Annotated in this window: 7 protein-coding genes, 3 rRNA genes and 1 other RNA gene; all 11 read right to left on the reverse strand. The window is 40.8% G+C overall.

Annotated elements, in window-relative coordinates; all coding sequences use genetic code 11:
• Nucleotides 1–264: 264 nt before the first annotated feature.
• Nucleotides 265–379, reverse strand: a 5S ribosomal RNA gene (gene rrf, locus HMPREF1208_RS06735).
• Between the two features lie 77 nt (nucleotides 380–456).
• A 23S ribosomal RNA gene (locus tag HMPREF1208_RS06740) occupies nucleotides 457–3,380 on the reverse strand.
• 251 nt (nucleotides 3,381–3,631) lie between these two features.
• Nucleotides 3,632–5,183: ribosomal RNA gene (locus HMPREF1208_RS06745) — 16S ribosomal RNA — on the reverse strand.
• The 16S, 23S and 5S rRNA genes sit together here, the layout of an rRNA operon.
• Nucleotides 5,184–5,758: 575 nt before the next feature.
• A complete protein-coding gene (gene recR / locus HMPREF1208_RS06750; protein WP_016425596.1) occupies nucleotides 5,759–6,355 on the reverse strand; it encodes a recombination mediator RecR in 597 nt (198 codons plus the stop codon).
• Between the two features lies 1 nt (nucleotide 6,356).
• The gene (locus HMPREF1208_RS06755; RefSeq protein WP_016425597.1) at nucleotides 6,357–6,677 is read right to left on the reverse strand and encodes a YbaB/EbfC family nucleoid-associated protein; all 321 of its coding nucleotides are present in this window, start codon (nucleotides 6,675–6,677) and stop codon (nucleotides 6,357–6,359) included.
• A 213-nt stretch (nucleotides 6,678–6,890) separates the two neighbouring features.
• Nucleotides 6,891–8,579 carry a DNA polymerase III subunit gamma/tau gene (gene dnaX / locus HMPREF1208_RS06760; RefSeq protein WP_016425598.1) on the reverse strand — a complete coding sequence of 563 codons (1,689 nt, stop codon included), beginning with the start codon at nucleotides 8,577–8,579 and terminating at the stop codon, nucleotides 6,891–6,893.
• 66 nt (nucleotides 8,580–8,645) lie between these two features.
• Nucleotides 8,646–9,179, reverse strand: coding sequence for a GNAT family N-acetyltransferase (locus HMPREF1208_RS06765; protein ID WP_016425599.1), 534 nt, complete (start codon nucleotides 9,177–9,179; stop codon nucleotides 8,646–8,648).
• Between the two features lie 101 nt (nucleotides 9,180–9,280).
• Nucleotides 9,281–9,550: signal recognition particle sRNA large type (gene ffs / locus HMPREF1208_RS11825), an RNA gene on the reverse strand.
• A 92-nt stretch (nucleotides 9,551–9,642) separates the two neighbouring features.
• Nucleotides 9,643–10,374, reverse strand: a complete 732-nt coding sequence (gene treR / locus HMPREF1208_RS06775) for a trehalose operon repressor (RefSeq protein ID WP_016425601.1) — start codon at nucleotides 10,372–10,374, stop codon at nucleotides 9,643–9,645.
• Between the two features lie 12 nt (nucleotides 10,375–10,386).
• Nucleotides 10,387–12,021, reverse strand: coding sequence for an alpha,alpha-phosphotrehalase (locus HMPREF1208_RS06780; RefSeq protein WP_037559368.1), 1,635 nt, complete (start codon nucleotides 12,019–12,021; stop codon nucleotides 10,387–10,389).
• Nucleotides 12,022–12,052: 31 nt separating this feature from the next.
• The gene (gene treP, locus HMPREF1208_RS06785; RefSeq protein WP_016425603.1) at nucleotides 12,053–13,495 is read right to left on the reverse strand and encodes a PTS system trehalose-specific EIIBC component; all 1,443 of its coding nucleotides are present in this window, start codon (nucleotides 13,493–13,495) and stop codon (nucleotides 12,053–12,055) included.
• Between the last annotated feature and the right edge of the window lie 435 nt (nucleotides 13,496–13,930).

Here is a 13,930-nt window from a genome sequence, read left to right on the forward strand (position 1 = left end):
CACTTACAATTATAGAGATATTTGTGCTTTTTTAATATCAAAAATTAAAATAACGGTCAGTGAATATTTCACCAACCGTTAAAAATATACAACCAAAATATACAGCCGTAAAATGAGCCATGCATGCTCACAATCCTCTTGCATAGAGCGCTGTTGATAACAGCCCCCCATACTTTGAGAGCATATAAAAATACACCCCAAAAGATGATTTCTCACCTTTCGGGATGTACGCCGCTCATCGCATCCAATTATGCGTTTATTTCTGCTTGGCAACGTACTACTCTCGCGGAACGTCAGTCCGACTACCATCAGCGCTAAAGAGCTTAACTTCTGTGTTCGGCATGGGAACAGGTGTGACCTCTTTGCCATAGTCACCAAACAAAAATGCTTTTGAATGTTATACATTCAAAACTAGATAGTAAGTATACATTCACAAGTAAAACCTTATGAACAAATTTGATTAAGTCTTCGATCGATTAGTATTCGTCAGCTCCACGTATCACTACGCTTTCACCTCGAACCTATTTACCTCGTCATCTTCGAGGGATCTTATAACCGAAGTTGGGAAATCTCATCTCGAGGGGGGCTTCATGCTTAGATGCTTTCAGCACTTATCCCGTCCATACATAGCTACCCAGCTATGCCGTTGGCACGACAACTGGTACACCAGAGGTATGTCCATCCCGGTCCTCTCGTACTAAGGACAGCTCCTCTCAAATTTCCTACGCCCACGACGGATAGGGACCGAACTGTCTCACGACGTTCTGAACCCAGCTCGCGTACCGCTTTAATGGGCGAACAGCCCAACCCTTGGGACCGACTACAGCCCCAGGATGCGATGAGCCGACATCGAGGTGCCAAACCTCCCCGTCGATGTGAACTCTTGGGGGAGATAAGCCTGTTATCCCCGGGGTAGCTTTTATCCGTTGAGCGATGGCCCTTCCATGCGGAACCACCGGATCACTAAGTCCGTCTTTCGACCCTGCTCGACTTGTAGGTCTCGCAGTCAAGCTCCCTTATGCCTTTACACTCTATGAATGATTTCCAACCATTCTGAGGGAACCTTTGAGCGCCTCCGTTACACTTTAGGAGGCGACCGCCCCAGTCAAACTGCCCGCCTGACACTGTCTCCCAGCACGATAAGTGCTGCGGGTTAGAAATCCAATACAATTAGGGTAGTATCCCACCAGTGCCTCCACGTAAGCTAGCGCTCACGCTTCTAAGGCTCCTACCTATCCTGTACAAACTGTACCGAATTTCAATATCAGGCTACAGTAAAGCTCCACGGGGTCTTTCCGTCCTGTCGCGGGTAACCGGCATCTTCACCGGTACTATGATTTCACCGAGTCTCTCGTTGAGACAGTGCCCAAATCGTTACGCCTTTCGTGCGGGTCGGAACTTACCCGACAAGGAATTTCGCTACCTTAGGACCGTTATAGTTACGGCCGCCGTTTACTGGGGCTTCGATTTGTAGCTTCGCTTGTGCTAACCACTCCTCTTAACCTTCCAGCACCGGGCAGGCGTCAGCCCCTATACGTCACCTTACGGTTTAGCAGAGACCTGTGTTTTTGATAAACAGTCGCTTGGGCCTATTCACTGCGGCTCTTCAGAGCGTGAACCCCAAAGAGCACCCCTTCTCCCGAAGTTACGGGGTCATTTTGCCGAGTTCCTTAACGAGAGTTCGCTCGCTCACCTTAGAATTCTCATCTTGACTACCTGTGTCGGTTTGCGGTACGGGCACCGATATTCTAGCTAGAGGCTTTTCTCGGCAGTGTGAAATCAACGACTCGAGGAAACAATTTCCTCTCCCCATCACAGCTCAATCTTAATGAGTGCCGGATTTACCTAACACTCAATCTTACTGCTTGGACGTGCACTCCAACAGCACGCTTCGCCTATCCTACTGCGTCCCCCCATCGCTTAAAACGAATATTGGTGGTACAGGAATATCAACCTGTTATCCATCGCCTACGCCTGTCGGCCTCAGCTTAGGACCCGACTAACCCAGAGCGGACGAGCCTTCCTCTGGAAACCTTAGTCAATCGGTGGACGGGATTCTCACCCGTCTTTCGCTACTCACACCGGCATTCTCACTTCTAAGCGCTCCACATGTCCTTGCGATCATGCTTCAACGCCCTTAGAACGCTCTCCTACCATTGTCCTACGGACAATCCACAGCTTCGGTAATATGTTTAGCCCCGGTACATTTTCGGCGCAGTGTCACTCGACTAGTGAGCTATTACGCACTCTTTAAATGATGGCTGCTTCTAAGCCAACATCCTAGTTGTCTGGGCAACGCCACATCCTTTTCCACTTAACATATATTTTGGGACCTTAGCTGGTGGTCTGGGCTGTTTCCCTTTCGAACATGGACATTATCACCCACGTTCTGACTCCCAAGTTAAATTATTTGGCATTCGGAGTTTGTCTGAATTCGGTAACCCGAGAGGGGCCCCTCGTCCAAACAGTGCTCTACCTCCAATAATCATCACTTGAGGCTAGCCCTAAAGCTATTTCGGAGAGAACCAGCTATCTCCAAGTTCGATTGGAATTTCTCCGCTACCCTCAGTTCATCCGCTCACTTTTCAACGTAAGTCGGTTCGGTCCTCCATTCAGTGTTACCTGAACTTCAACCTGACCAAGGGTAGATCACCTGGTTTCGGGTCTACGACCAAATACTCATTCGCCCTATTCAGACTCGCTTTCGCTACGGCTCCACATTTTCTGCTTAACCTTGCATAAGATCGTAACTCGCCGGTTCATTCTACAAAAGGCATGCCATCACCCATTAACGGGCTCTGACTACTTGTAAGCACACGGTTTCAAGTTCTCTTTCACTCCCCTTCCGGGGTACTTTTCACCTTTCCCTCACGGTACTGGTTCACTATCGGTCACTAGAGAGTATTTAGCCTTAGGAGATGGTCCTCCTAGATTCCGACGGAATTTCACGTGCTCCGTCGTACTCAGGATCCACTCAAGAGGGTATTCGTTTTCGACTACAGGATTATTACCTTCTCTGATTAACCTTTCCAGGTTATTCGTCTAACAAATACTTTTGTAACTCCGTACAGAGTGTCCTACAACCCCAACAAGCAAGCTTGTTGGTTTGGGCTCTTCCCGTTTCGCTCGCCGCTACTCAGGGAATCGATTTTTCTTTCTCTTCCTCCGGGTACTAAGATGTTTCAGTTCTCCGGGTCTACCTTCTCACATACTATGAATTCATATGCGGATAACACGACATAACTCGTGCTGGGTTCCCCCATTCGGAAATCTCTGGATCAAAGCTTACTTACAGCTCCCCAAAGCATATCGTCGTTAGTAACGTCCTTCATCGGCTTCTAGTGCCAAGGCATCCACCGTGCGCCCTTAATAACTTAATCTTTTATGATTGAGCTTTCACTCAATTCACCAGTTATTAATTATGTGAGTCGTCTGTCGACGACTAGCGATAATTTTGTTTCAAGCTTTCGCTTGTCACTCGGTTTTGCTTGGTAAAATCTATACTTACTTATCTAGTTTTCAATGTACAATCGTTGAATCCTCAAATGAATGAGCATTCAAAACTGAATACAATATGTCATGTTAATTCCGTCTATCACCTGTTGGTGATATTTCCGTATATTATCCTTAGAAAGGAGGTGATCCAGCCGCACCTTCCGATACGGCTACCTTGTTACGACTTCACCCCAATCATTTGTCCCACCTTCGACGGCTAGCTCCAAAATGGTTACTCCACCGGCTTCGGGTGTTACAAACTCTCGTGGTGTGACGGGCGGTGTGTACAAGACCCGGGAACGTATTCACCGTAGCATGCTGATCTACGATTACTAGCGATTCCAGCTTCATGTAGTCGAGTTGCAGACTACAATCCGAACTGAGAACAACTTTATGGGATTTGCTTGACCTCGCGGTTTCGCTGCACTTTGTATTGTCCATTGTAGCACGTGTGTAGCCCAAATCATAAGGGGCATGATGATTTGACGTCATCCCCACCTTCCTCCGGTTTGTCACCGGCAGTCAACTTAGAGTGCCCAACTTAATGATGGCAACTAAGCTCAAGGGTTGCGCTCGTTGCGGGACTTAACCCAACATCTCACGACACGAGCTGACGACAACCATGCACCACCTGTCACTTTGTCCTCCGAAGAGGAAAACTCTATCTCTAGAGCGGTCAAAGGATGTCAAGATTTGGTAAGGTTCTTCGCGTTGCTTCGAATTAAACCACATGCTCCACCGCTTGTGCGGGTCCCCGTCAATTCCTTTGAGTTTCAGTCTTGCGACCGTACTCCCCAGGCGGAGTGCTTAATGCGTTAGCTGCAGCACTAAGGGGCGGAAACCCCCTAACACTTAGCACTCATCGTTTACGGCGTGGACTACCAGGGTATCTAATCCTGTTTGATCCCCACGCTTTCGCACATCAGCGTCAGTTGCAGACCAGAAAGCCGCCTTCGCCACTGGTGTTCCTCCATATCTCTGCGCATTTCACCGCTACACATGGAATTCCACTTTCCTCTTCTGCACTCAAGTTTTCCAGTTTCCAATGACCCTCCACGGTTGAGCCGTGGGCTTTCACATCAGACTTAAAAAACCGCCTACGCGCGCTTTACGCCCAATAATTCCGGATAACGCTTGCCACCTACGTATTACCGCGGCTGCTGGCACGTAGTTAGCCGTGGCTTTCTGGTTAGGTAGCGTCAAGACGTGCACAGTTACTTACACATTTGTTCTTCCCTAACAACAGAGCTTTACGATCCGAAGACCTTCATCACTCACGCGGCGTTGCTCCGTCAGGCTTTCGCCCATTGCGGAAGATTCCCTACTGCTGCCTCCCGTAGGAGTCTGGACCGTGTCTCAGTTCCAGTGTGGCCGATCACCCTCTCAGGTCGGCTACGTATCGTCGCCTTGGTAGGCCGTTACCCCACCAACTAGCTAATACGGCGCGGGTCCATCTATAAGTGACAGCAAGACCGTCTTTCACTGTTGAACCATGCGGTTCAACATGTTATCCGGCATTAGCCCCGGTTTCCCGGAGTTATTCCAGTCTTATAGGTAGGTTACCCACGTGTTACTCACCCGTCCGCCGCTAACTTCAAAGGAGCAAGCTCCTCGTCCGTTCGCTCGACTTGCATGTATTAGGCACGCCGCCAGCGTTCATCCTGAGCCAGGATCAAACTCTCCATAAAAGAAGTAAGCTTGATATAGCTCGTTGATTGATTAAGTCAATCACTCTTTAAAGTACGTTGAAGTACTCAAATTATCGGAATTAACGTTGACATATTGTCATTCAGTTTTCAATGTTCATGTCATTTATTTTTTTGACTCGACAAGAATTAATTATACACAAGTTATTTTCTAATGTCAACAACTTTTTTAATTAATTTTTTCGTTTTGTTGTTGCGACTTATTGTGCCGCTCAATAAGATATAACTATACAGGCTTTCAACCCTTTTAACAACAATAAAAATTACACTCTTTAATGCTTTTCGTTATTTTAAACGCATTATTCTCATTTTATTTTATTGTTCTATACAAAACACTACGCAATCTACAATAAAAAAATAAAGACAACAGGATAGGAGATGGCATCATATCTCAATATACAAAAGAAAAGCATTAGCAAATCATTGAATGAAACCTATACTTTAATGCCATCCTTTTCTAATGTACATATCATTCCTATGATACGAGACGATACAACTAGGTCGCTTTCTCTCTTCCGCCTGTTATCTTCATTCATTATATGACCATTTGTTTCTTACTACATTTCTGTACGCCCAGAGATAGCTCTAGACAGCGTCACTTCATCCGCATATTCCAAATCGCCACCGACTGATAGCCCCTGCGCTAATCGTGTGACACGAATGCCTAGTGGCTTAACCAGTCTAGAAATATACATCGCTGTTGATTCACCTTCAAGATTAGGATTCATTGCAAGAATCAATTCTTGAACCTGTTCATCTTTGAGACGATCAATAAGGCTTGGTATATTGATATCTTCAGGGCCAATGCCATCCATAGGAGAAATTGTACCATGCAATACATGATACAAGCCTTTATATTCTTTCATTTTCTCCATTGCAATCACATCTTTATCATCTTCGACCACGCATATTGTTGAACGATCGCGTTGTTTATCTTCACAAATATAACAAGGATCTTGTTCGGTAATATGGCCACAAACACTACAATAGGTAAGTTCTCGTTTGACATCCACTAAAGCTTTTGCGAATTGAACAACATCATCTTCTTTCATGTCAAGTACGTGAAAAGCCAGACGTTGAGCCGTCTTGGGACCAATGCCTGGCAATTTCATGAAACTATCGATGAGTTTCGATATCGGTTGAGGATAATGCATATTACATCATTCCTGGAATGTTAAGACCTTTAGTATGTTTTCCTAAACGCTCAGCTGTTAATTCATCTGCTTTGTTCATTGCTTCATTCGTTGCAGCTAATACTAAGTCTTGTAACATTTCTACATCTTCTGGATCTACGACTTCTTCATTGATAACCACATCAACGACTTCTTTATGACCAGACACGACAACTTTAACCATGCCGCCACCAGCTGTTCCTTCAACTTGTTCTTCTTTTAATTTTTCTTGCTCTTCAGCCATTTTCTTTTGCATTTTTTGCATTTGTTTCATCATTTGTTGCATATTTCCGCCACCGCGCATAAATGTATCCTCCTTATTATTAAAACCATCATCAATTAAATAATCTTATCAAAGACGAGATGGTCCATCTATATTCATTTTATTAAAACAACAGAATACTCAATACTCTATCATTTTACGGTATATACATATTCACGTAATGATACGCGTCCAAGAGAGAGTTCTTCTTAGATTCGTTTACAATTATACATACCTTTCAAAGCCTTGTCATGTTTATTCATCTATAACATGAACTGTGTCTTCTCCAAACAAGTTCTTGGCCGCTTCAACAACACTCGCTTGTTTTTCCGGCTTTGCAGACTCCTGCTGCCCATTCGAATGACTTCGTTTACGATTAGTAATGTAATCACTCCGCACTTGCATCCATTTATCAGCAGGTACACCTACCACAGATACAGGCTTGTTTATAATATCTTTTACGACATTTTCAATACTTTGTTTCTTTTCTTCGTCTTTTTTCAAAATTTCACAATGTATTTCTTCATCGAACTTTACTAACACTTTATCTTCACTAGCTGCTACAGGCTCCGAATTTTGTAACAAACTGACGAGTGATTTCTGATTACGATCTTTCGCATATTGAATAACATCAGCCCAACGCTCTTTAATTAAAGCAATATCTTCTTTGTTTGCTTTATCTAGAACTTTAGCAATTTGTTCCACTGAATAGGTCGAATTCGAATTACGACGCTTTGCAGGCTGTGGCTTAGGTTGTGAGGTTGGCATCCCAATATTTTGAGATTTTAACGTTTGTAATTCAGATTCGAGTGCTTCCATACGTCTTATCATCGCATCTTGTTGCTCTGACGGCGCATGGTTAACAACGACTTCTCCTGTTGCTCCAGCCTCTTTAATCATTTCGGAAAGTTTAACTAATAGTACTTCTAAATGTACATTTTGATTCACGCTAAATCGAATTGACACTAATGTATCATTAATGACATCAATCATTTTATATAAAACTTCTAAGTCAAATTCAGCCAAAGCATCTAACGTCATTGGCTGATTTGTTGTTTTAGCCATAATCGTGTCTCTTACAAAATAAATCATGTCATTGATTAAACGATTAACCTCTTTACCTTCACTAACAAATTGATGATAACGTTCAAACGCATCATGAACGTGGCCTTGTACAACATCTTGAAAGAGTGCATTTAGATCGGACTCATCTAGACTCCCTGTAACATCCAAAGCATCCTTCAAAGTTAATCGCTCATCACCGAAAGCAATCGCTTGATCCATAATACTTAAAGCATCTCTCATACCGCCTTCTGATACTTTTGCGATAAACTCAAGGGCCTCCTCATCGTAGTCGAGTGCCTGTTGTTCGGCAACGTATCTCAAACGGTCTACAATTCGATCTGAATGAATGGCTTTAAAATCAAAACGTTGCGCCCTCGAAATAATTGTAGGTGGAATTTTATGCGGTTCTGTTGTAGCCAAAATAAAGATTGCATGTGCAGGAGGCTCTTCCAATGTTTTCAACAGTGCATTGAACGCGCCTGTTGTCAGCATATGGACCTCGTCAATAATGTACACTTTATATTTTGATTCACTCGGTGCATATTTGACTTTGTCTCGAATATTACGAATTTCATCTACACCATTATTACTCGCGGCATCAATTTCGATGACATCTGAATTAGAACCTTGTGTAATGCCTTTGCATGTCGGGCATTCATTACAGGGTTCTCCATCTTCTCTCACTTCACAATTGATGGCTTTAGCAAATATTTTTGCAATACTCGTTTTTCCTGTACCACGCGGACCACTAAAGATATAAGCGTGGGATTGTTTCCCTTTTGCAATTGCATTTTTTAAGGTTTTGGTCACATGTTCTTGCCCGACTACATCATCAAAACTTTGCGGACGAAACATACGGTATAATGCTTGATAATCCACTTTGGCACCTCCGAACTAACAATGACTTCATTATATCACGTTCAATCTCGTTTGTATGGCGCAAAGTTACTTCAAAAATTCTGATGGATAGACCACTGTTCCGTTGGGTAAATCCGCTAAAGCATCCCACAAAAATTTCACATGTAGCTCAGTTTCACCCATTTGAGGCGGCAAATAGATATCATAGTTTTCAGCAACTTCATAGCCTAATTTTTCATAGTAAGCCCCATCGCCTAAAACGAGAATCGTTGTATATTCCTCAGAAAGTGCACGTTCTTCCAAAGCTTGAACGAGTGCTTTCCCCAATCCTTTATTACGATATGCTTTCACAACTGCGAGCGGTGCGAGTGCAAGCGCAGTATAGGTCTTGTCTTCATTTTGAATTTTGACCTCTGTACACATCGCATGTCCAATCAACGTGCCATCTTCTGTTTTGGCGATAACTTCCAACTCAAAATGATAGTTGGGCGACATGCGTAAACGTTTCACCCATTCATGCTCGCGATGTGTTGAATGCGGTACATCTTTAAAAGCTTCAGCAATCATTTCATAAGAGGGTTCATAGTCAGTTTCTGTTGGTGTACTAATAAATACGGACATCCGTTAACCTCCTTACATTATTCATATATAAAAAAAGAGCAACTCTTCAAAAGTTACTCACACATCTATTAATCGAAAATACAATTTTAAAAATAATAATGCCGTGCACCTTTGTGTAGAATACGCATCACAAACGTTACCAGAGTCGACAGCTAAATCTCGGCTACCCTACGGCACATATGAGAATCCACTTAATGCTGCTTCCGTCAGGACCTGACATGGTTCATGGGTTCATATTGCATAGGACCGAAATCTTCAAACACCTCGTGCTCTGGGCAGACTTCACAAATACATATCCGCGACAAAGGAATTCGACCTCGCATAAAGCGGATTTCGAGAATAGGGAACCGCTACCTCCCCGCTTAGCACGGCATATTTAATAATACTATACCTTTTAATAAAAATGCAAGCAGAGTCTCTATATCGATAAATAAACAATGCAATTTCGCTATAAAAGGCTCTTTCATACATGTGTATGCCTTCTAGAAAAATCAGTAAATTTAAATTCAGTTGCAATATGTTTAGAGACATTATATTGAAACTTTGTTGTGTCTTTCAAATGCACAATACCTGTAACTGTTGCAGAATACTGAGGAGAAACATCACCAAAAGCTAATCTTTCTCTTTCCCCAAAAGGTTCAAAAGTAATGGACTTACTGGAAAAACTAATTTCATACCCTTTATCTTTTTCAATATAATCATATAATGAATCTTGAATAATCTCCTCTGACAAATCAGGGAATAAATCTGCTAAAATATAATCTTCATCTATAATTTTAGTTGCTTGCCCAATTTGCCGATATCTAATAAAGTGCCATAACTGTCTTCCTTGTGACAGATCTAAAGCTTTTTTAGCATCTTGTGCTTGTCCAGCTGTAATCTTTTCAAATAAAACTACAACTGTTTGGTGTTTCAATGCGAGCTCATTTTGAATCTCTTTAAAGCTCTTCAAATCATTGAAAGGGAACTCTGTCATACCATGATAAATTACCACAGACCCTTTACCTCTTATTTTTTGTATCATACCATCCGAAGCTAACATGTTTAAGCTTTTTCGAACTGTTTCACGTGACACTTTATACTTTTTAACGAGTTGATGTTCAGAAGGAAGGGCATCTCCATAATTAAATACGCCTTCTAAAATAGACATTCTCATATCTTCAAAAATATACTGAAATTTATTCTGCTTTTTCATTTTTGCCTCTCACTACCTGATTGCCACTACTATTACTGAATAAGGTGCGACTATATTTTCTTCTATTATACCATTTTGCATCACTATTGAACCATCCAACTGCAAGTCATCAGGTAACAAAGCTTTTTGCGAGGTCATATTAGCCACTAGAAGCCACTTTTCTTCTTTATAATTACGTTCATATACAAAGAGTTGCTCATGCTCTATATAACGAGGGACAACGTTACCATACGTCACAATATCACAATCATGACGTAATTCTATAAGTTTCTTATACGTATAAAGTATAGAAGAAGTGTCTTCAAGAGCTGCTTGAACATTAATCTCTTTATAATTATAAGAAAGATCGATCCAAGGTGTGCCCGTGGTGAAACCAGCATTTTCATCTGCATTCCACTGCATAGGTGTTCGTGAATTATCACGAGATTTCTGACCCAAGATAGTTAAAATTTCTCTTTCTGAATATCCAGCTGCTCGCATTTCTTGATAGGCATTTATTGATTCTACATCTCTATATTGATCTATAGATTGAAAATGGGGATCTGTCATACCAATTTCTTCACCTTGATAAATATAAGGTGTGCCTTGTAAGAGATGTAAAACAATTGCTAATGTTTTCGCGCTACGTCGTCGCATTTCTTCATTATTATCTTGTCCAAAACGCGATACTACTCTTGGTTGATCATGATTACACCAAAAAATAGCATTCCATCCTCCACCTTCATAAATACCTGTTTGCCAATCCATTAAAATCTTTTTTAATTGCTGCAAGTCAAATTTTTGATTCGTCCATTTTTCTCCTTCTTTATAATCCACTTTTAAATGATGAAAATTAAATACACTATTTAATTCTTGTCGTTCTGGTTGCGTATATTTTATACAATGTTCTATTGTTGTTGAAGACATTTCTCCAACTGTCATCATTTCCTTATTACCGAAAGTTTGTCGATTCATTTCATGAATATATTCATGAACATGAGGTCCATCTGTATAATATTCTTTTCCTGTTTTTTCAGAATCTTGAAGTGCATGTTTTGAAATTAAATTGATAACATCAAAACGAAAACCATCCACACCAAAATCAATCCAGTAATTAATCATTTTATAAAGCTCACGCCGTACATCAGGATTATCCCAATTGAGATCAGCCTGTGTCACATCAAACAAGTGTAAATAGTAACTATCGGTAGTTTGGTCGTATTCCCATGCATTTCCGCCAAATTTTGACACCCAATTTGTAGGTGGTCCCTGCTGAGATTCACGAAAGAAATAATAATCTCTATAAGAATTACCTTTAGAAGCTTTAGCTGCTTTAAACCATTTATGCGATGTAGAAGTATGGTTAATAACAATATCCAACATGATTTTAAGGCCTCGATCGTGTGCTGCATCTACCAACTTTTTCAAATCACTTTTCGACCCAAATTGTGCATTAACTTGATAATAATCTCTAATATCATAGCCATTGTCATTCATTGGAGAATCATAAATAGGTGTAATCCATAAATAATCAACACCGAGAAATTGCAAATAATCCAACTTTTCAATGATACCTTGAATATCCCCTATTCCATTTCCTGTTGTGTCATTAAATGACTTGGGATAAATTTGATAAACAACTGATTTTTTCCAATCTTGTTGCGCCATAGTTATTCCACCTCTATCCATTATCGAAGATTCAGCTTGATTCATGAGCCCCTACCTTATCTTTCTTCTTATAAGCTTTCAAATGTGAGAAAACAATAGTAAGGGTTGCGGGTAAAATCATAGAAATCAACGTTGCAATGCTATAAACACCCCAGAAACTAGCTTTTATTGAGAGAATTGCGGGAACTCCACCTACTCCCACTTTACCCAGCACACCAGAGCCCCCAACTAGCATTCCAGTGAACATCGTCGTCAAAATTGCTGCAAAGAACGGATATTTAAGTGGTAAATTCACACCAAACATAGCTGGTTCAGTGACACCTAAAAATCCCGATATTCCCGAAGTAAACGCTAAACCTTGTTCCTTAGTTAATTTACGTCTTTTATAAACAAACCATGCGCCAAATGCTGCTGAACCTTGTGCAATATTGGAGAGAGCTAAGATAGGCCATAAATAAGTTCCATCGAGTTGACTACCCATTAATTGAAAATCAACCGCTAAAAACATATGGTGCAACCCTGTAATGACAAGAGGTGCATAAAGCAAACCGTAAATACCTCCGCCAAGCCATCCTGCATTTTCAAATAAAAATTGCACTCCCTCTGTAATTCCTGTTCCAATCCATAATGCGATAGGACCAATAAACAAAAATGCTAAAAATCCGGTTACTAGTAAAGCCACAGGCCCTACAACTAATAATTTTATCGAGTCATGAACAATTCGATTGAGTGCTTTTTCAATTCGAGCTAGCACATAAGACGCTAATAATACAGGCAAAACCTGTCCCTGATAATTTAGCTGCTTAATTTCTAACCCAAAGATATGCCACTTTGGTATTGTATCGACTTTGCCTATATCGTATTGCGAAAGTAGTTGTGGATGCATTAATACTAGTCCCAATACAATGCCTAATACAGGACTTCCCCTAAACACTCGCATTGCACTCCACCCTACAAGGGCAGGAAGAAATATAAAAGCAGTGGTCGCGATAACATTTATGATATTCGCAAAATCAGCAATTAGAGGAAAGCGCTCAATCACAGAAGGTGTGCCCCCTAATCCTTTCATAGTAAGCACGTTGTTTACCCCTAAGAGCAAACCAGCTGTAACAATAGCAGGTAAAATAGGTATGAAGATATCAGCAAGCAATTTAATCAAACGTTGAAATAGATTACCCTTTTGTATGGCTTGTTCTTTTGCTTCTTCTTTTGAAATTGCTGTTGCTTGCGTTTCATCTATTAATAATCGATAGGCTTCATCTACAGTCCCAGGTCCAATAACAATTTGATACTGATTATCTGCTTTGAATTGACCTTTAACTAAAGGGTTTTGACTTAATTTACTTTTATCGACTAAGTCGTAATCCTTCAAAATTAAACGTAAACGTGTGACACAATGTGTTGCTGATTTTATGTTCTCCTTCCCTCCTATTGCTCTAACGATGTTTTGTATATCCACTTTGTTTACCGCCATTTTTACCACTTCCATTCGTTCAACTTGTATAGACAATTATAACTTGTATATACAAGTTATGTAAAGGCTTACATTAAATATCAAGAATTCACATTGCTTTGGTTTATTCTTTTGAACAATAGAAGGGTTTCTGACTCTGTAGTATTTGCATTGAAAATAATTTAATTCAAAGACAAGCATAATACAGACATATGTAAGTGGCGTTTTATCTCAAAATCTTTTATATTCAAAAGACAATAATGTATCAACGTTATTAGTGCTTTTACTCATTATTAAGTTAGAGGTAAGATGCTATAAAAAAATGGTTCTTCATTTTTTATGGTGGGATGACATAAGTCATCCTGCTTTTTTGTACAAAAATAGCGCAAATGCCTCTATAATTTTAAGTGACTAAACTAAAAATAAAGGAGACATATTGCGCCTATGTGTAATGAT

Source organism: Staphylococcus sp. HGB0015 (assembly GCF_000411275.1).
Taxonomy (GTDB): Bacteria; Bacillota; Bacilli; order Staphylococcales; family Staphylococcaceae; genus Staphylococcus; species Staphylococcus schleiferi.